Raw genomic sequence first — 18,691 nt, forward strand, 5'->3', positions numbered from 1 at the left:
TGTGTGCCCGCACTACATGGCTAGGCGGTCGCCTCAGCCGAGCACAAGAGCCGCAGTTCGTGGGCTGCTTCCTCTCGGGCGTCTACCAGCTCCTCCGGGCAGCTGCCCAGTACGACGCTCAAGTGCTCCCGGGCGCCAACCAGGTTCCCGGCGTACCGGGCGGTGCGGGCCAGGCCGATCTGGGCGGCGGCTGCTGCTTCAGCGCAGTCGGTGTGCTCGGCCAGCTTCAGCGCGTGGGCGAAGTCGGCTCGGGCGGTGTCCAGCGCACCCGCGCGCAGGTACAGCTCGGCACGCTCGCAGAGGAGGAGCCCAGCCTCCTCCTCCAGCCCCAGCTCCTCTGCCAGCTCCACGGCCTCACTGGTGACCGGCAGCAGGTCGTCGGTGATCTGCCGCAGCCCGGTCAGCGCCAGGAACATCGCCCACCGGTCCTCCAGCATCCGGAAGCGCGCCAGCGCGATCCGCAGCGCCTGCTCCGCCTCCGCCGGCCCGATGTCGACCAGCCCGGGATAGCCCCTGATCAGCTCCACCGCCGCCCGGGTCCACGCGTCCCCGTCCCGCTCGTGCCGAGCCAGTACGTCGGCAACCGTCGTACTGGCTTCGAAGGGCCCGAAGACCAGCGACCACAGCAGCACCGTCACCGGGTACTTGAACGGCCCCACGCCATCCAGCACGACCTGCTGAGCCAGGTCCAGCTGCTCCTGCTCGGCCGACGAGGCCCCGTGCAGCACGGTGAGCAGGTACTCCTCCTCCAGCCCAGCCGGCACAGTCCGCCCGAGCATGCCGAGCACCCGCTCCGCAGCGGCCGCCGCCTCGTCCTGCAGCCCCCGCGACCACCAGTAGCTCGACAGCCCGGCCACCAGCCGCAGCGCCATCCGCGGATCGCTCTCGCAGGCCCGCTCGATCGCGGCGACCACCTGGTCGCCCTCGGCCGCGGACCGGATCGCCGAGCGCGGTGAGGTGGTTGCTGTGCGCAACGGGTCCGGGTGCTCGACGAGGTCGATCAGGTACGACAGATCCTCGTCGAACCCTCCACCCCGGAACTCCACATCACTCATTGTCACCCCGGCGGGTTCACCGCCGGGGAGCACCCCCCAGGGTGTGTCTCCCAATCCCCCGCCTACTGCGCGGCACCCGGCACGGCATCTCGCTGCACGGGAGCCAAGCTCACGATGCTTCGCATCGCAGCGCTCGTCTCCCGCGCACCGAGCTACCGCGCCGGGCACCTGCTCGCTACGGCGGGGGATTGGGAGACACACCCTAGAACTCCAGCACGCCCCACCGCTCGGGCTTGTGCATGTCGACCTCGCCCTGCGGCGACCAGACCCAGAAGTCCTGCTGCGAACCCTTGCGGTACGCGCCGTCCACGACGTCGTGCGACCACTCGACCCGCATCAGGTTCATCCGCCACTCGTCGCCCGGCTTCGGCGGCATCGAGGCCTTGGTGTGCCGCGCCAGCTCGGCCCACGGGAAGGCCGCCTCGACGCTCCAGCCGGCGTCGGCGTCGCTCGGGTCGTTGAGCGTGCCGTCGACGTGGATCGCGGTCCGCAGGCCGGGCAGGTTGGTCGGGTCGATCGCGACGCCGCCGTCGGCGTACGGCTTGGGCAGCGTGAGCTCCCAGATCGTGCCGAGCGGGTTGATCTCGAACTCGTAGTAGTTCTCCCGGTCGCCGTCCGGGTCGACGAACAGCTCGAAGTTGTTCTCCTCGTACAGAAACGTGTTCTGCTCGGTCATCGTCGACCAGACGTGCGGTTCCTCGAGCCGGGCGCCGAGGTACAGGTACTCGTCGTCGTACAGCAGCTTCGCCCGCGTCCGGTACGCCGGCGCCGGCTGGTCGCCGCGGATGTCGACGAAGTCGCTGGTCCAGGCCGCCTCCGCCCAGGCCGGGTGGGTCAGCGTGCCGTCGATCGGTGGCGGTGTGGTCGTGCGGTGGGCCTTGTAGCGGGACAGATCAGGCATCGGCGCGCTCCAGCAGTCCGGCGAGCAGGTGGGCGAGCAGGAAGGTAGTCGCAGTCAGCACCGGGACGACCAGCAGGGTCCAGGTGGTGAACAGACGGTCGGCGAGGAAGCCGAGGACGACGAGCAGCATGAAGCCGATCCCGAGGAAGGCGACCAGCCGCGGGTGCGGCATCGCGAGCCGGCTCAGCGCGGTCGCAGCGAGCACGATCGCGACCACGACGGTCAGCACGAGCAGCGGGAAACCCCAGGCGCCGCAGTTCGAGGTGTCGCGGAACTGCTCGCACCCACGCTCACTCAGCCACACCATGCCGATCGTGACGAACCCGGTCAGTACGCCGACCACCGCGAGGATCAGGAGTGGAGGCAGGGGAGGAGCAGTGAAACGATGAGTAGTCACCTCGTCCTCGTCCGCGTCCATGGCCGCAGGCTACTGGGTCAGGCGGCTCCGAGGGCGGCGGCCACCGCGTCGCGGACCTCGCCGTCGGTGGGAGCCGGCCGGTCCTGCTCGGCGGCGAGCTCGGCCAGGGAGACCATCGTGACGTCGTGCAGCCCGCAGGTCGTGAACGTGTGAAACACGTCCATCGCCGGGTCCACGTTGATCGAGAACCCGTGGCTCGTCACGCCGCGGCGGATCCGCATCCCGATCGAGCAGAGCTTGCGGTGGTCCTCGGTCCAGACGCCGACCAGGCTGCTCTCGCCGCGCGGCGTCTCCCGGCGTACCAGCGGGAAGCCGAGCTCGCCGAGCGCCGCGATCAGCCCGGTCTCGACCCAGCGGACGATGTCGACCGGGCCACGCTGCTTGAGGTCGATCACCAGGTACCCGACCAGCTGTCCAGGGCCGTGGTACGTCGCGAAGCCGCCGCGGTCGACCGCCACCGCCGGGATCCCAGCAGTCTCGGCCGGGAGGTCGTCCAGCGATGTCCGCGACCCGTACGTGATCACCGGCGGATGGCTCAACAGGAACAGCCGGTCCCCGGCCGTGCCGCCGGTCCGCTCCTCGACCCAGGTCTTCATGTCCTTGGCGGCGACCTCGTACTCGACCTCGCCCAGATCCACCCGCTGCAGCACGCTCACCCGACCAGCCTAGAACCGCCCGGGAAATGACTGAGGGCGGCGACTCTCGCGAGTCACCGCCCTCTTCTGTCGGGCTGACAGGATTTGAACCTGCGACCTCGTCGTCCCGAACGACGCGCGCTACCAAACTGCGCCACAGCCCGAAGCCGGAGTCAGCTTACATGCGCCGTGGGCTGGGACGAAATCGGGTTATTCACCGGCGTGAATCCGGGGCACCAACGTGAGCAAGGTCGCCTCCGGACGGCACGCGAACCGCACCGGCGCGTACGGCGAAGTGCCCAGTCCGGCCGACACATGCAGGGCGGCCTGGCGGCCCTCGGAGCCCCAGGTGCTCAGGCCTTTGACCCGGGAAGCGTCGAGGTCGCAGTTGGTCACCAGCGCGCCGTACAGCGGCACCGCGAGCTGCCCGCCATGCGTGTGCCCGGCGAGGATCAGCGGGTACCCGTCGCCGACGAACGCGTTCAGGACCCGCTGGTACGGCGCGTGGGTGACGCCGATCGACAGGTCGGCGCCGGGGTCGACCTCACCGGCCACCTCGGCGTACCGGTCGCGCTTGATGTGCGGGTCGTCGGTGCCGGCGAAGTCCAGCCGCAGCCCGTTGACCTTGAGCGTGGTCTTCAGGTTGTTCAGGTCGGCCCAGCCGGCCTCGGTGAACGCGCTGCGCATCTCCTCGAACGGCAGGTCCGGCCCGTGTGGCTTGTGCCTCTGCTTGTTGGCCGGGAGCAAGTAGTTCGCCGGGTTCTTGAAGTGGGGCTTCCAGTAGTCGTTGGAGCCGAAGACGAACACGCCGGGCAGGTCCAGCAGAGCGCCGTACGCGCGCAGCAGCGGGAGCACGGAGTCGGGGGAGGAGATGTTGTCGCCGGTGGTGACGACCAGGTCGGGCTCCAGCTGGGCCAGCTCGTTGACCCAGCGGATCTTCTTCTCCTGGGTCGGCATCAGGTGCAGGTCGGACAGGTGCAGCACCGTCAGCGGGTCAGCGCCCGGGGGCAGCACCGGAACGGTGAACCGGCGCAGTGTGAACCAGCGCACCTCGACGGCCGCCGCGTAACCCACGCAGGCGGCACCGATCGCGCCGATCACCCCTGCGGTCTTCAGCGTCGTTGTGGCCAGCCCCCGGAAACTCATTCCTCCAGCCTGCCACAATCTCCCCTATGTCCAACTCCGAGCTGAAGCAACGCCTGCACGACGACATGACCGCGGCCCTCAAGGCCCGCGACGACATCCGCAAGTCGACCCTGCGGATGGCGCTGACGGCCGTGACCAAGGCCGAGGTGGCCGGCAAGGAGGCCCGGGAGCTGTCCGACGCCGAGGTGCTCGACGTCCTGACCGCCGAGGCCAAGAAGCGCCGCGAGTCCGTCACCGCCTACCGCGAGGCCGGCCGCGCCGAACTGGCCGACAAGGAACAGGCCGAGGCGGATATCCTGGCCGAGTACCTGCCCGAACAGCTCACCGCCGAGGAGATCGCCGCCCTGGTCACCGAGGCCGTAGCCGCCACCGGCGCCGCCGAGCTCGGCCCCCGCGGCATCGGCAAGGTGATGGGCGCCCTGCAACCCAAGGTCAAGGGCAAGGCCGACGGTGGCGCCGTCTCCGCCGAGGTCAAACGCCAACTGGGCGCGTAGGCAGGAGCGCGGCGGGCAACGGTTCTGCCTAGGCCTGCAACGAAGGAGGGCCTCCCCCGTCGGGGAGGCCCTCGCTCAGTTCATCGCTGTGGACAGTTCGGGAACTGCGGGTGCCACGGCGGGCACTGCGGAATCCCGCCTGGCTTACCCGTGTTCGGTGGGTTCGGAGGCTGCGGGCTGTTCGGCGGGTTCGGCGGCTGCTGGCCTTTACTGCCGTTGGAGATGTAGAGGGTCACCTCGCTGCCCTCAGGGGCTCCGTCGCGTTGGCGGGGGCTGGTGTAGGCAACGGTGCCGGTTGTTTCGTTGGAGTCGACCTGGCCGGGCGCCACGACGACCTTGAAACCGGCCTGCTGGAGCTTGTTGGTGGCGTCCGGAACGCTCATCCCGTTCACGAACGGGAGATCCTTCACATCGCCGCGGACCGTCTTGTCGCTCGGGGCGACGAACTTCGTCTCGGCGGTGCCCGCCAGGGCCTTCTGCATCGCGGTCTTCCAGACCGGGCCGGCCGTCCCGGAGCCGGAGGCGTCGCTCATCTCCCTGCCGTCGAGGGTCTGCCCGATCAGGTCCTTGTACGGCAAGGTGGCGTCGGCGACGACCGAGGCCGCGGCCAGCCGGTTCGAGTAGCCGGCGTACCAGACGGCCTTGTTGTCCTGGATCGTTCCGGTCTTGCCGGCCAGGTCGCTGCTGCCGAACTTCAGCTTGCTGCCGGTGCCGCCTGGCTCCATCACTTCGTGCAGCACGCGGTTCACGCCGTCGGCGACCGAAGGCTCCAAGGCTTGGTTGCACTCGATGCCAGGGGTCTTGATCGGCTTGCCGGCGTTGTTGAGGACAGCGGTGACGACCAGCGGCTTGCAGTACTTGCCGCGCGCGGCGAAGGCGGCGTACGCGCTCGACAGCTGGACCGGGGTGACGTACCCGACGCCCAGCGTCATCGACACCACCTGCTCCAGCGGGGTGGTGGTCTGCGCGTTGTAGAGCCCCAGGTTCTTCGCGATGGTGGCGATCGGGCACAGTCCGGTCTGCTTGGAGAGCTGGAGGAAGTAGGTGTTCGTCGACGCCTTCGCGGCATCGATCATGGTCAGGTCGCCCTGGGCCGCGGTCGAGTTGCTCGGGTTGTAGTCGTCGAAAGTCTGCGTGACGCCGCTGCAGGTACTGAACTTCACCCGGGTCAGGTTGATCGAGCGGGGTGAGTTGATCCGGTGGTTGAGCGGGAAGCCCTTCTGGATCGCGGCCGCGATCGTGAAGGCCTTCATCGTCGAACCGTTCTGGAAGCCGCCGTAGCCACCGGCGTAGGACTTCTCGACGTTGTAGTTGTACGCGGTTTCGTTCTTGCCGCTGCCGTACGGACGGCTCTGCGCCATCGCCTTGACCAGTCCGGTGCCGGGCTCCACCAGCGTCACGGCCGCGATCGCCTGATCGTTCGGCCGGCTGTGCGCCTTGATCGACGCCTCCGCCGCGGCCTGCACCTTCGGGTCGAGCGAGGTCTTCACCGTGATGCCGGCCGTCTTGATGTAGTGCTCGGCCTCCTTCTTGTTCTTCCCGAAGGCCGGATTGTCGAGCAGTTTCGAGACCACGTACTCGCAGTAGAACGGGTACTTCGAGGAGGCGCAGCCGTTCGGGACCTTCTGCACCTTCTTCGGGTCGTAGACCGGGGTGCGGACCGCGTCGGTGGCCTGCTTGGCGGTGATGACGTTCAGTTCCTGCATCCGGCGCAGGACGACGTCGCGCCGGGCCTTGGCCGCCGACGCGCTGTTGGTCGGGTCGTACCCGGTCGGGTTCTTGACCAGGCCGGCCAGCAGGGCCGCCTGCGGCAGCGTCAGCTTGGCCGCGGTCGTGGAGAAGTAGTGCCGCGCGGCCGCCTCGATGCCGTACGCGCCGTCACCGAAGTTGGCCAGGTTCAGGTACTTCTCCAGGATCTCGTCCTTGGAGAACTCCTTCTCCACCGCGACCGCGTACCGCAGCTCGGCGATCTTCCGCTGGTAGGTCGAGGCGGTGGCCTGCTGGTACTCCTCCGGGGTCTTCGCCTTGGCGACGAGACTCAGCTTCACGTACTGCTGGGTGATGCTGGAACCACCCTGCTGCACCGATCCTTCGGACTGGTTGCGCAGCATGGCGCGCAGGGTGCCCTTGGCGTCGAGGGCGCCGTGCTCGTAGTAGCGGTCGTCCTCGATCGCCACGATCGCCTTGCGCATGATCGGACTCACCTGGGCCAGCTTCACCGGGATGCGGTTCTGCTCGAACAAGTTCGCGATCAGCGACCCGTCGTTGGCGACGATCTTGCTCTTGACCGCCAACGGAGCGGTCTTCAGCTCCTGTGGCAGGTCCTGGAGTGTCTCGTGGGTCTTCTCGGTCGTGAACCCGGCCAGTCCCGCGAACGGGATTGCCAGACCGGCGGCGAGCGCGCCGGACAGGACGCTCACCCCGAGGAACAGAACCACCGACTGGACGACGCCGCGGTCGCCCTTCTCCCTGACGCGCATGCGTCAGAGCCTACGGGATCGCCGAGCCACGCCGTAGTCGGGCATGTGATCTACGTCACGCCAACCGAAAGCACTCCGAGAACGTCTGCAGCGCACACGAAGCAGCCAGTACGACGTACCGCCCTGGATCGGGCCGGAAAAATCATCCGAAAGGACGACGGCCGACCCACCGGGACAGGTGGGTCGGCCGTCAGGGGTTCGTCAGGTCAGGCGGCGTACTGCCGGGTTTCGACCTGTGCCGGGACCAGCGCCAGGTCCAGGACCTCGCGGACGTCGCTCACCGGGTGAACGGTCAGCTCGGCCAGGACGGACGCGGGGACGTCCTCCAGATCCGGCCCGTTGCGCTTCGGGATCAGGATCGTGGTCAGTCCGGCCCGGTGGGCGGCGAGCAGCTTCTGCTTCACGCCACCGATCGGGAGCACCCGGCCGGTCAGCGACACCTCACCGGTCATCGCGACCTCCGAGCGGACCGGCCGCCCGGACAGCAGCGACGCCAGCGCGGTCGTCATCGTGACACCCGCCGACGGCCCGTCCTTCGGGACCGCTCCGGCCGGTACGTGGATGTGGGTGTTCCGCTCGGCCAGGTCACCGACCGGCAGTCCCAGCTCCGCTCCGTGGGAGCGCAGGTAGGACAGCGCGATCTGCGCCGACTCCTTCATCACGTCACCCAGCTGACCGGTCAGCGTGACACCGGTCGGACCGGTCTCCTTGTCCGCCAGCGACGCCTCGATGAAGAGCACGTCACCACCGGCGCCCGTCACGGCCAGGCCTGTCGCCACTCCGGGCAGCGCCGTCCGCTCCGCCGACTCCGGCGTGAACTTGGGCGACCCGAGGTAGGTCTTCAGGTTGTCCGCGGCGACCGTCACCGATCCGCCGAGGTCCTCACCGAGCGCCAGCTTGGCCGTGACCTTCCGCAGTACGCGGGAGATCGACCGCTCCAGCTGCCGTACGCCGGCCTCGCGGGTGTACTCGCCGGCGAGCAGGCGCAGCGCCGACTCCTCGACGACGACCTCCTCGGCCGTCAGACCCGCCCGCTCGAGCTGCCGCGGGAGCAGGTGGTCGCGAGCGATCACGACCTTCTCCTCCTCGGTGTACCCGTCCAGCTGCACCAGCTCCATCCGGTCCAGCAGGGGAGCCGGGATCGAGTCGAGCACGTTCGCCGTGGCGAGGAACACCACGTCGGACAGGTCCAGCTCGACCTCCAGGTAGTGGTCCCGGAAGGTGTGGTTCTGCGCGGGGTCCAGGACCTCCAGCAGAGCCGCGGTCGGGTCGCCCCGGTAGTCCGCGCCCACCTTGTCGATCTCGTCCAGCAGCACCACCGGGTTCATCGAGCCGGCCTCGGTGATCGCCCGGACGATCCGGCCCGGCAGCGCACCGACGTACGTCCGGCGGTGACCACGGATCTCGGCCTCGTCCCGGACGCCGCCCAGCGCGACCCGGACGAACTTCCGGCCCATCGCACGGGCCACGGACTCACCCAGCGAGGTCTTGCCGACGCCAGGAGGGCCGACCAGAGCCAGTACGGCGCCACTGCGGCGTCCGCCGACCACTCCGAGACCACGGTCCGCGCGGCGCCGCCGTACGGCCAGGTATTCGGTGATGCGCTCCTTCACGTCGTCCAGGCCGGCGTGGTCCGCGTCCAGGATCGCCCTGGCCTCACGGAGGTCGTAGCCGTCCTCGGTGCGCTCGTTCCAGGGCAGCTCGAGCACGGTGTCGAGCCAGGTCCGGATCCAGCCGACCTCGGGGGATTGCTCCGCGGTCCGCTCCAGCTTGTCGACCTCGGCGAGCGCGGCCTTGCGGACGTGCTCCGGCAGGTCGGCCGCCTCGACGCGAGCGCGGTAGTCGTCCTCCTCGGACTCGGCCTTGCCGTCCAGCTCGGCCAGTTCCTTGCGGACGGCCGCGAGCTGCTGGCGGAGCAAGAACTCACGCTGCTGCTTCTCCATCCCCTCCTGGACGTCCTTCTGGATGGACTCCGACACCTCGAGCTCGGCCAGGTGGTCCTTCACCCAACCGATCAGCTTGGTCAGCCGCTCGGTGACGTTCGCGTTCTCCAGCAGCTCCAGCTTCTGGGCGTCGGTCAGGTACGACGCGTAACCGGCCAGGTCGGCCAGCTCGGCCGGAGCGTTCACCTGCTTCACCGAGTCGATCACCTGGTACGCGCCGCGCCGTTCCAGCACGCTCGTGACCAGGGTCTTGTACTCGCGGGAGAGCTCCGCCGACTGCGCGTCGGTGATCTCGTTCAGCACGGTGGCGCCGACCCACAGAGCCGCACCCGGACCGGTCGTCCCGGCGCCGATCAGGACTCGGGCGGTACCCCGGATCACCGCTGCCTGGGCTCCGCCCGGCAGCCGGCCGATCTGCTCGATCTCGCCGAGCGTCCCGGCCTTCGCATATTTGCCGTCCAGGCGCGGCACCAGCAGCACCTTGTCCTGGCCGGAGGCCTGTGCCGCGTCGATCGCCGCGCGGGCCTCGGCGTCGGCCAGCCGAACCGGCACGACCATTCCCGGCAGGACCACGACGTCGTCCAACGGCAGAACAGGAAGATTCAACGTCTCAGTCACGCTGTCACACCCTCACTTGAAGATTGAGTCTGACAGGCTCAACGGTGGACGTGACCTGGTCATTCCCGAGGGGTTCGGCGTTCGCCGAGGGTGAAATCAGGCAGTGAGGAGGTCACCGATGGTGCGCAGGCCGGTGAGGTCATGGACGTCGTCGGGGAGGGTGGGGACGTCGACGGTGGCGATCGAGCGGTGGCCGCGGCGGAACCGGTCGGCGCGTTTGGTCTCGCCGACCACCTGCTGCATCCGGTCCGCGTGCAGGAGCAGTACGGCGGCGGTCAGGTCCGACTTCTCGGCCTCGGTCAGCTTCTCCGCGGCCGCGAGGGACCGCTCGGCCGACAGGTCGGGGGCGTGCGTGGTCGTCACCCGGTTCAGTACGACGCCGGCGAGCGGCATCCGCTCCTCGCGCAGCCGGTCGGCGAAGTACGACGCCTCCCGCAGCGCGTCGTTCTGCGGCGCGGCCACGACCAGGAACGCCGTGTGCGGCTCCCGGAGCAGCGCGACGGTCTTCTCCGCCCGCTCCCGGAACCCACCGAACAACGTGTCGAAGGCCGCCGCGAACGTCTGGACGTCGGTCAGCACCTGCGCGCCGAGCACCTTGTTCATCACCGACATCGCCAGGTTCACCCCGGCCGACATCAGCCGCAGCGGACCGCGCGCCGGCGCGAGCAGCAGCCGCAGGAACCGGCCCTCCAGCAGCGAGGCCAGCCGCTCAGGCGCGTCCAGGAAGTCCAGCGCCGAGCGCGACGGCGGGGTGTCGACCACGATCAGGTCCCACTCGCCGGTCCGCTCGGCCTGCTTGTGCAGCTGGCCGAGCTTCTCCATCGCCATGTACTCCTGCGTCCCCGCGAACGACGACGACAGCGCGACGTAGAACGGGTTGGCCAGGATCTGCTCGGCCTTCTCCGGCGTCGCGTGCGCCAGCACCACCTCGTCGAAGGTGCGCTTCATGTCCAGCATCATCGCGTCCAGGCTGCCGCCGTTCGCGCCGTCGACGTCCTTGACCGCACGCGGGGTGTTGTCCAGCTCGGTCAGCCCCAGCGACTGCGCGAGCCGTCGCGCCGGATCGATCGTCAGTACGACGACCTTCCGCCCGCGCTCAGCGGCCCGCAGCCCCAGCGCCGCAGCGGTCGTCGTCTTGCCGACCCCGCCCGCCCCGCAGGTGACGACGATCCGCGTCTTCGGATCGTCGATCAGGGCGTCCAGATCCAGGGCGGTCATTTCCGCAGCTCCTCGGCCAGGTCGAACAACGCGCCGTGGTCGATCCCGTCCGGGACCAGCCCGAGCTCGGTCACTTGCTTGCCCAGGGCATCGATGCGGTCGCGGTTCTCGCGCTCCAGACCGATCCGTACGGCGTGGTCACGCGCCTCGGCCGCCAGCGTGCTCACCATCTGCTTGCTCGCCGAGATCCCGGCCGCCCGCAGGCCGCGGGCCAGCTCGGCGGCGGGCAGTTTCTCCTTCACCGCCAGGGCGAGCGTCTCGTCGTCGAGTGGGCTGTGCCGGACCATGTTCACCACGATCGAGCCGATCCGCAGGTCCAGCGCCTCGAGCTGACCGACCGCGTCCAGGGTCTCCTGGACCGGCATCTCCTCCAGCAGCGTGACCAGGTGGATCCGGGTCACGTCCGAGCGCAGCATGCCCATGATCGCGTCCGCCTGGTTGCGGATCGGGCCCATCTTGGCCAGCCCGGCGACCTCGTGGTTGACGTTCAGGAACGGGCCGATCCGCCCCGTCGGCGGCGCGTCCAGCACCACCGCGTCGTACGCGAGCCGCCCGTGCGCCTTGCGCCGGGTCGCCTCGTACACCTTGCCGGTCAGCAGCACGTCACGCAGCCCGGGCGCGATGGTGGTGACGAAGTCGACCGCGCCGACCTTGTCGAGCGCCTTCCCGGCCCGGCCGAGGTGGTAGTACATGTCGAGGTACTCCAGCAGCGCGGCCTCGGCGTCCACGGCGAGCGCGTAGACCTCCCCGCCCGCGGGTCCGACGGCGATCCGGCGTTCGACGTACGGCAACGGCGGTACGTCGAACAGCTGGGCCAGTCCCTGGCGCCCCTCGACCTCGACGAGCAGCACCCGCTTGCCCTCGTCGGCCAGTGAGAGCGCCATGGCGGCTGCCACCGTCGTCTTCCCGGTGCCGCCCTTGCCGGTCACCACATGCAGCCTCGCCATGGTCCCCAGCGTAGGACGTGGCCCACAGCACAGCCCGCGGGGCGCCCGTTAGAGTCCACCTCATGAAGAAGTTCGAGTACTTCACCGCGCCGCTGCTGGTCCACTCGACCAAGGAGATCCTGGACAACTTCGGCCAGGACGGCTGGGAGCTGGTCCAGGTCGTCCCGGGGCTTAACCCGGAGAACCTGGTCGCCTACTTCAAGCGGGAGATCACCCAGTCATGAGCCACCCCGAGGAGAACCTGGCCGCGCTCGGGCTGAAGCTGCCCGACGTCGCCAAGCCGGTCGCCGCGTACGTCCCGGCGGTCCGGACCGGCAATCTGGTCTACACCTCCGGTCAGCTGCCGCTGCGCGAGGGCGCCCTGATCGCCACCGGCAAGGTCGGCGGCGAGGTCACCCCCGAGGTGGCCGCCGAGTGCGCCCAGCAGTGCGCCCTGAACGCCCTGGCCGCCGTCAAGGCCGAAATCGGCGACCTGGCGAACGTGAAGCGCGTCGTCAAGGCGGTGGCGTTCATCGCCTCCACCCCCGACTTCACCGGCCAGCCCCAGGTCGCCAACGGCGCCTCGGAGCTGTTCGGCCAGGTCTTCGCCGAAGCCGGCCAACACGCCCGCAGCGCCGTCGGCGTCCCGGTCCTGCCGCTGGACGCCCCGGTCGAGGTCGAGCTGATCGTCGAGGTCAACTGACCTGTACGCCGTACGCCCGGCAGGAGGAGTCGAGTAGTGCGTGATCTGAGGTCTGAACTCCTGTCCGGGCGGATGGCGGAGGTGGCTCTCGCCCACGTGCGGGAGGGGCTGACTCCGAGCGAGCCTCGGCCTGCGTCCACTGTCATCTTGCTGCGGGACACCTCCAAGGGGCCCGAGGTCTACCTGCTCCGGCGGCAGCAGTCGATGGCGTTCGCCGCGGGGATGACCGTCTTCCCCGGCGGCCGCGTCGACGCGACCGACTCGAGCATCGCCGACTCCTGGTCCGGGCCGAAGCCCGAGTGGTTCGGTGAGCGGCTCGGGTGCTCCGCCGAGACGGCCGCGGCGTACGTCGCGGCCGCCGTACGGGAGACGTTCGAGGAGTCCGGCGTCCTGCTCGCCGGGCCGTCGACCGAGACCGTCGTCGGCGACACCACCGGTGCCGACTGGGAGGCCGACCGGGTAGCGCTCGAGGACCGCTCGCTGGGGTTCGCCGAGTTCCTGCACCGGCGCGGTCTGGTCCTCCGGGCCGACCTGCTCGCCCCCTGGGCGCACTGGATCACCCCCGAGTTCGAGCCGCGCCGCTACGACACCCGCTTCTTCGTCGCGGCGCTCCCGGCCGGCCAGGTCACCCGAGACGTGACCAGCGAGTCCGACCAGGTCGCCTGGCTGCGCCCGGCCGACGCCGTCGCGGCCGTCGACGCCGGCGAGATGCTGATGCTGCCCCCGACGTACCTGTGCTGCGGCGACATCACGCCGTACGCCGACGTCGCCGCCGTACTGGCCTCGGCCACCGACCGCCGGATCACCCCGGTGCAACCGACCGTGCGGATCGAGAACGACCAGGCCTATCTGGAGACCACATGACCGCCGAGCAGATCACCCCGTACGCCGCCCGCGTGCTCGCCGCGAACCCGGGCCCGATGACGCTCGACGGCACCAACACCTGGATCCTGCGCGCCCCCGACTCCGACCGGGCCGTCGTCGTCGACCCCGGCCCGCTGCTCGAGGAGCACCTGCGCGCCGTACTGGACGCCGTCGAGGCCGCGGGCGCGACGGTCGAGACCGTCCTGCTCACGCACAACCACTTCGACCACTCCGAAGGCGCCGCCTGGTTCGCGAACCAGGCGAACTGCCCGGTCCGCGCCGTCGACCCGGCGTACCGGATCCCGACCGACCACGCGCACGGCCTGGCCGAGGGCGACGTGATCGGCGCCGGCGACCTGCGCATCGAGGTCCTCCCGACCCCCGGCCACACCCTCGACTCGGTCTGCTTCTGGCTCCCGCAGGACGGCTCGCTGCTCACCGGCGACACCGTCCTCGGCCGCGGTACGTCGGTCGTCGCATACCCGGACGGTGCCCTAGGCCCCTATCTCGAGTCCCTCGAAAGCCTCCGCGCCTTCGCCAACTCCCCGGCGGGCGTCGCGCGCCTCCTCCCCGGCCACGGCCCGGTCATCGACGACCCGAGCGGCGTCTTGACCTATTACCTGGACCACCGCCGCGAACGCCTCGACCAGGTCCGCGCCGCCGTCGCCGCCGGGCACACCACCCCCGAGGCGGTCGTCGAGAACGTCTACGCGGACGTCGACAAGAAGCTGTGGCCCGCAGCCGAGAGGTCGGTGCGGGCCCAGCTGGAGTACTTGAACAGCTGACCGTCAGCGAGCCCGGCGCTGAAGGCGTTCGACGTCGAGCAGGACCACCGAGCGGGGCTCCAGCCGCACCCAGCCACGGGAGGCGAAGTCGGCGAGGGCCTTGTTGACCGTCTCGCGGGAGGCGCCGACCAGTTGGGCGAGCTCCTCCTGGGTGAGGTCGTGGTGCACGTGGACGCCGTCGTCCGCCGTACGGCCGAAGCGGCTGGCCAGGTCGAGCAGGGCCTTGGCGACGCGACCCGGTACGTCGGAGAACACCAGGTCGGCGACGACGTCGGAGACCTTGCGCAGGCGGGACGCGAGCTGCAGCAGCAGACCGCGGGCGACCTCGGGACGCCCGGCCAGCCAGCGCAGCAGCTCGTCGTGGGTCAGCGACATCATCGACGCGTCGGTGACGGCGGTGACGGTCGCGGAGCGCGGTCCGGGGTCGAACAGCGACAGCTCGCCGAACATCTGGCCGGGGCCGAGTACGGCGATCAGGTTCTCGCGGCCGTCCGCGGACGTCCGGCCGAGCTTCACCTTGCCCTCGACCACGACGAACAGCCGGTCGCCGGAGTCGCCTTCGTGGAACAGCACCTGGCCGCGACGCAGCCGGTTCTCGGTCATCGACGCGGCGAGCGCGGTCGCTGCCTCGTCGTCGAGCTGACTGAACAGCGGTGCCTGTCGGAGCACTGCGGCGTCCACGAATGGGCCTCCTCGGACCTCAACTGCAACCTTCGAAAGGGGCTGCGAGCCCCCTCGGCGCCGGGCAGAAAGCACCCGGCCGCCTCAAAACCGTACTTCCTCCGGTCACGGAACCGCCACGTAGGTCACCCAGGACGCGCCGAGAAGCCGGTACGACGGTCGCCCGGACGCGCCCGAAGTCGCCCGACGAGGAACCCCCGGCCGCAGCGTCCAGGGAGCGAGCCGCGGATATCGGGTGGAGTGCCGCACGTAGGCTGGCCTGCATGACCCAGCGCGTCGCGGACCCCAACCCGCACCCGGTTCCGGCTCCGGTCCTGCACCCGCCCGTGAAGCTGCCGCGGAAGGCTCCGGTGTACGTCGACGAGACGCCGACGCAGCTGGTCCGGCGGGCGCGCAAGATGCACAAGGTGCTCGTCGACACCTACCCCGACGCGCACTGCGAGCTCGACTTCACCACGCCGCTGGAACTGCTGGTGGCGACGATCCTGTCGGCGCAGACCACCGACGTGACGGTGAACAAGGTGACCCCGACGCTCTTCTCGCGGTACCCGACGGCGCAGGCGTACGCCGAGGCCGATCGCGAGGAGATGGAGGCCATCCTCAAGCCGACCGGGTTCTTCCGGGCGAAGACCAACAGCGTGCTCAAGCTCGGCCAGGCGCTCGTCGACGAGTACGACGGGGAGGTGCCCGGCAAGCTGGAGGAACTCGTCAAGCTCCCCGGCACCGGCCGCAAGACCGCGAACGTCGTCCTCGGCAACGCGTTCGGCGTCCCCGGCATCACCGTCGACACCCACTTCGGCCGCCTGGTCCGCCGCTTCGGCTGGACCACGGAGGAGGACCCGGTCAAGGTCGAGCACCTGATCGGCGCGCTGTTCCCGAAGAAGGACTGGACGATGCTGTCCCACCGCCTCATCTTCCACGGCCGCCGCCGCTGCCACGCCAAGAAGCCCGCCTGCGGCGCCTGCCCCATCGCCCAGTGGTGCCCGTCCTACGGCACCGGCCCCACGGACCCCGAGCTGGCCGCCAAGCTGGTCAAGGTCCCCGCGTGACCATTTCGGGCTCGCGGCTCCGCCGCCTCGCCCCCGGGGTGTGGGGGATGCGAGCCCGCCCCCGCCCCTCGCGGCTCCGCCGTGTCGTACCGGCGCTGAGCGTCGCCGGGCTTCTCCTTCTCACCGCCTGCGGCACCGAGAAGCCCAGCAGCGCGCCGACCACCAAGGCTCCTGAGCAAGCACTGGCCTGTGAGGCTGAGCCCTCCAAGCCGCCGGTTACCAACGGCCTACCCGATGTGAGCTTGCCGTGTCTCGGGGACGGCCCCGACGTACGGCTTGCTGATCTGCGCGGCCCGCTCGTGGTGAATGTCTGGGCCCAGTGGTGCGGCCCGTGTCGCGAAGAAGCGCCGTACCTCGCCGAGTTGCAGAAGAAGTCCGCGGGGAAACTCAAGCTCCTCGGCATCGACTACGCCGATCCCCGGCGCGAGCTGGCGACGAAGTTCGCGGGGGAGAACGGCCTCACCTACCCCCATCTGGTCGACGCCGAGAAGGCCGTTCAGCAGCCGCTCAAGGTTGGTGGTCCGCCGTTGACCGCGTTCGTCGACCAGGACGGCAAGGTCGTCTACGTGCACCGCGGCGTACTCAAGTCCCAGCAGCAGCTCGACCAACTGGTGAAGGAAAAACTGGGGGTCGACCTGTGACCGCGACGACGTTCGACGCCGACCTTCCGGCCTGGCTCAACCACCTGCTCACGGCCTCGAAAACCGTTGATCCCAACGAGCTCTCGCGCTTCCTCCCACCCGACGACCCCGCCGTCCGCGAGTCCGCCGTCCTCATTTTGCTTGCCGACGGCAACGACACCGACGGCCCCGACGTACTGCTCACCGAACGCTCCTGGACGCTGCGCTCGCACGCCGGCCAGATGGCCTTCCCCGGCGGCCGCAGCGACGAGGAGGACGGCACCGGCACCGAGGGCCTGATCCGTACGGCGTTGCGCGAGGCCGAGGAGGAGACCGGGCTCGACCCGACCGGCGTCGAGGTGTTCGCGGTCTGGCCCGCGCTCTGGGTCCCGGTCAGCAACTTCGGCGTCTCCCCGGTCCTCGCCTGGTGGCGCGAACCGTCACCGGTCGCCGTGGTCGACCCGGCCGAGGTCGCCTCGGTGCACCGCGTCGCGCTGTCCGCGCTCGCCGACCCGGCGAACCGGGTCAACTGCGTCCACCCGTCCGGTTTCACCGGTCCGGCGTTCCTGATCGACGACCTGTTCATCTGGGGCTTCACCGCCGGGCTGCTCGACAAATTGCTGCTGCTCGGCGGCTGGGCGCGCGACTGGGACCCGGCTCACGTCGTACCGTTGCCCGACCGACTGGTCGAGGCGGCCTGGCGGAGTGAGGGGCAGCGGTCGCAGGAGGAGCGGCGGCTGACTGCCATCGAGCACGACTTGGGGCGTCCGGAGGGTGTGGAGTGAGCATTCTCGATTGGGTGCTGGTGGCGGTCACCGTGCTGGTGGCCATCTCCGGGTACGTCGAGGGCTTCATCCTCGGCGCCTGCGCGACGCTCGGCCTGCTGGCCGGCGCGGCCGTCGGCGTGTACGGCGTACCGAAGATCCTGGACAACTTCTCGCCGAGCGTCGAGGTGTCGTTCGCGGCGCTGGTGCTGGTGATCCTGCTGGCCTCGATCGGGCGGACGGTCGGCGCGCTGCTCGGCTCGAGGCTGAGAAACAAGATCTCCTGGAAACCCGTCAAGGCCGTCGACGCGCTCGGCGGTGCCGCGCTGGCCGCGGCGTCGGTGCTGGTCGTGTCGTGGGTGCTCGGCGTCGCCGTGAGCGGTGCGCGGATCCCGGACGTGACGTCGGCGGTGCGCGGTTCGCAGGTGCTGGCCAAGGTCGACGAGGTGCTGCCGAACCGCGCCGACCAGGCGCTGCAGGCGTTCAACGACGTGGTGAACACCGATCTGTTCCCGCGCTTCCTCGACCCGTTCGTGCCGGAGCGGATCCGCGAGACCCAGCCGCCGGACGGCGGGATCGGGCGGACGCCGGCGGTCCGGGCGGCGTACAGCCGGATCGCGAAGGTGACCGGCGTCGCGAACTGCTCGCGCGGTCTCGAGGGCTCCGGGTTCGTCTACGCGCCGCAGCGGGTGATGACGAACGCGCACGTCGTCGCGGGTGTCGAGAACCCGAAGGTCGAGGTCGACAAGCGCTCGTACGACGCGAGGGTGGTGCTGTTCGACCCCGAGATCGACGTCGCGGTGCTGTACGTGCCGAAACTGAACGCCCAGCCGCTGGTCTTCGACGACAGCGGCAAGGCCGACGCCGCGTCCATCGTCCTGGGGTATCCGGAGAACGGCCCGTTCAACTCCGAGCCCGCCCGGATCCGCTCCGAGGAACGCCTCCGCGGCCCCGACATCTACGGCGACCGCACGGTCACCCGCAAGGCCTTCTCGATCTGGGCCTCGGTCCGCCCCGGCAACTCCGGCGGCCCCCTCATCTCCACCCGAGGCACCGTGTACGGCGTGGTCTTCGCCGCCTCCGTCGAAGACAACCGCACCGGCTACGTCCTCACCGCGTCCCAGGTCGCCGACGCAGCCGACCAGGGCACCCGAGCGACAAAGGAGGTCTCCACCCGCACCTGCACCTGATCGAGGGCGGGGCGTCGCCCCGCCCACGAGCAGCTCCGCCTCCGGCCACCGTGGCCTCGCCGCCACGCCCCCGCCCCGGCTCCCGAGCTACGCCGCCGCTCCCGCGCCACCGCTCCCGCCCCTGCGCCACTGCACCCGCCTCCCGCGCCCCGCGCTCCCGCGGCCCAGGTCGCCGATGCGGCAGACCAGGGCACCCGAGCC

The 18,691-nt window shown here is 70.1% G+C and carries 19 protein-coding genes and 1 tRNA gene; 9 read left to right on the forward strand and 11 right to left on the reverse strand.

What is annotated here, in order from left to right; translation table 11 throughout:
* Positions 1 to 20: 20 nt before the first annotated feature.
* The 6 genes from HDA39_RS32230 to HDA39_RS32255 all read right to left on the reverse strand — a co-directional run bounded on the left by HDA39_RS32230 (position 21) and on the right by HDA39_RS32255 (position 4,155).
* Positions 21 to 1,055, reverse strand: coding sequence for a hypothetical protein (locus tag HDA39_RS32230; RefSeq protein ID WP_184801636.1), 1,035 nt, complete (start codon positions 1,053 to 1,055; stop codon positions 21 to 23).
* A gap of 202 nt (positions 1,056 to 1,257) precedes the next feature.
* Positions 1,258 to 1,956 (reverse strand): carbohydrate-binding family 9-like protein, encoded by a 699-nt coding sequence (locus HDA39_RS32235; RefSeq protein WP_184801638.1) that lies wholly within the window; start codon positions 1,954 to 1,956, stop codon positions 1,258 to 1,260.
* Positions 1,949 to 2,374, reverse strand: coding sequence for a hypothetical protein (locus tag HDA39_RS32240; protein WP_238356196.1), 426 nt, complete (start codon positions 2,372 to 2,374; stop codon positions 1,949 to 1,951). The genes HDA39_RS32235 and HDA39_RS32240 overlap by 8 nt, the downstream gene beginning before the upstream one ends.
* A gap of 17 nt (positions 2,375 to 2,391) precedes the next feature.
* Positions 2,392 to 3,030, reverse strand: coding sequence for a lipoyl(octanoyl) transferase LipB (lipB, locus tag HDA39_RS32245; RefSeq protein ID WP_337925981.1), 639 nt, complete (start codon positions 3,028 to 3,030; stop codon positions 2,392 to 2,394).
* Positions 3,031 to 3,099: 69 nt separating this feature from the next.
* Positions 3,100 to 3,173: transfer RNA gene (locus tag HDA39_RS32250), tRNA-Pro, on the reverse strand.
* Positions 3,174 to 3,219: 46 nt separating this feature from the next.
* Positions 3,220 to 4,155, reverse strand: coding sequence for a metallophosphoesterase (locus tag HDA39_RS32255; protein ID WP_184801640.1), 936 nt, complete (start codon positions 4,153 to 4,155; stop codon positions 3,220 to 3,222).
* A 26-nt stretch (positions 4,156 to 4,181) separates the two neighbouring features.
* Here HDA39_RS32255 and HDA39_RS32260 point away from each other — a divergent pair, with 26 nt between their 5' ends.
* The gene (locus tag HDA39_RS32260) at positions 4,182 to 4,649 is read left to right on the forward strand and encodes a GatB/YqeY domain-containing protein (RefSeq protein WP_184801642.1); all 468 of its coding nucleotides are present in this window, start codon (positions 4,182 to 4,184) and stop codon (positions 4,647 to 4,649) included.
* Positions 4,650 to 4,729: 80 nt separating this feature from the next.
* On the opposite strand, the gene HDA39_RS32265 is transcribed toward HDA39_RS32260, so the two are convergent.
* From HDA39_RS32265 to bagA, 4 genes are all read right to left on the reverse strand, one after another.
* Complete coding sequence (locus HDA39_RS32265; protein WP_184801644.1) at positions 4,730 to 7,129, reverse strand: penicillin-binding protein; 2,400 nt, start codon at positions 7,127 to 7,129, stop codon at positions 4,730 to 4,732.
* 206 nt (positions 7,130 to 7,335) lie between these two features.
* Positions 7,336 to 9,690, reverse strand: a complete 2,355-nt coding sequence (gene lon / locus HDA39_RS32270) for an endopeptidase La (RefSeq protein WP_184801646.1) — start codon at positions 9,688 to 9,690, stop codon at positions 7,336 to 7,338.
* A gap of 96 nt (positions 9,691 to 9,786) precedes the next feature.
* A complete protein-coding gene (bagB, locus tag HDA39_RS32275) occupies positions 9,787 to 10,908 on the reverse strand; it encodes an ArsA family ATPase (RefSeq protein ID WP_184801648.1) in 1,122 nt (373 codons plus the stop codon).
* Positions 10,905 to 11,855, reverse strand: coding sequence for an ATPase BagA (bagA, locus tag HDA39_RS32280; RefSeq protein ID WP_184801651.1), 951 nt, complete (start codon positions 11,853 to 11,855; stop codon positions 10,905 to 10,907). The genes bagB and bagA overlap by 4 nt, the downstream gene beginning before the upstream one ends.
* A 62-nt stretch (positions 11,856 to 11,917) precedes the next feature.
* On the opposite strand from bagA, the gene HDA39_RS32285 reads away from it, so the two are divergent.
* Genes HDA39_RS32285 through HDA39_RS32300 form a run of 4 tightly spaced genes read left to right on the forward strand, consistent with a single transcriptional unit; the run spans position 11,918 to position 14,186 of the window.
* A complete protein-coding gene (locus HDA39_RS32285) occupies positions 11,918 to 12,079 on the forward strand; it encodes a Sp36 family protein (RefSeq protein ID WP_184801652.1) in 162 nt (53 codons plus the stop codon).
* On the forward strand, positions 12,076 to 12,537 hold the full coding sequence (locus HDA39_RS32290) for a RidA family protein (protein ID WP_184801654.1): 462 nt from the start codon (positions 12,076 to 12,078) through the stop codon (positions 12,535 to 12,537). The genes HDA39_RS32285 and HDA39_RS32290 overlap by 4 nt, the downstream gene beginning before the upstream one ends.
* A gap of 36 nt (positions 12,538 to 12,573) precedes the next feature.
* Positions 12,574 to 13,401: an NUDIX hydrolase gene (locus HDA39_RS32295; protein ID WP_337925982.1), complete on the forward strand. Its 828-nt coding sequence runs from the start codon at positions 12,574 to 12,576 to the stop codon at positions 13,399 to 13,401.
* A complete protein-coding gene (locus HDA39_RS32300; protein WP_184801656.1) occupies positions 13,398 to 14,186 on the forward strand; it encodes an MBL fold metallo-hydrolase in 789 nt (262 codons plus the stop codon). Before HDA39_RS32295 ends, HDA39_RS32300 begins: the two co-directional genes overlap by 4 nt.
* Before the next feature lie 3 nt (positions 14,187 to 14,189).
* Here HDA39_RS32300 and HDA39_RS32305 read toward each other — a convergent pair whose 3' ends face one another.
* Complete coding sequence (locus tag HDA39_RS32305; protein ID WP_184801658.1) at positions 14,190 to 14,867, reverse strand: cyclic nucleotide-binding domain-containing protein; 678 nt, start codon at positions 14,865 to 14,867, stop codon at positions 14,190 to 14,192.
* Positions 14,868 to 15,130: 263 nt separating this feature from the next.
* Here HDA39_RS32305 and nth point away from each other — a divergent pair, with 263 nt between their 5' ends.
* Genes nth through HDA39_RS32325 form a run of 4 tightly spaced genes read left to right on the forward strand, consistent with a single transcriptional unit; the run spans position 15,131 to position 18,490 of the window.
* The gene (gene nth, locus HDA39_RS32310; RefSeq protein ID WP_202893184.1) at positions 15,131 to 15,916 is read left to right on the forward strand and encodes an endonuclease III; all 786 of its coding nucleotides are present in this window, start codon (positions 15,131 to 15,133) and stop codon (positions 15,914 to 15,916) included.
* On the forward strand, positions 15,913 to 16,557 hold the full coding sequence (locus tag HDA39_RS32315) for a TlpA family protein disulfide reductase (RefSeq protein WP_337925983.1): 645 nt from the start codon (positions 15,913 to 15,915) through the stop codon (positions 16,555 to 16,557). Before nth ends, HDA39_RS32315 begins: the two co-directional genes overlap by 4 nt.
* Positions 16,554 to 17,321, forward strand: coding sequence for an NUDIX domain-containing protein (locus tag HDA39_RS32320; protein WP_184801660.1), 768 nt, complete (start codon positions 16,554 to 16,556; stop codon positions 17,319 to 17,321). Before HDA39_RS32315 ends, HDA39_RS32320 begins: the two co-directional genes overlap by 4 nt.
* Positions 17,318 to 18,490, forward strand: a complete 1,173-nt coding sequence (locus HDA39_RS32325; protein WP_184801662.1) for a MarP family serine protease — start codon at positions 17,318 to 17,320, stop codon at positions 18,488 to 18,490. Before HDA39_RS32320 ends, HDA39_RS32325 begins: the two co-directional genes overlap by 4 nt.
* The last annotated feature ends 201 nt before the right edge of the window (positions 18,491 to 18,691 follow it).

It is taken from the genome of Kribbella italica (assembly GCF_014205135.1).
Lineage (GTDB): Bacteria > Actinomycetota > Actinomycetes > Propionibacteriales > Kribbellaceae > Kribbella > Kribbella italica.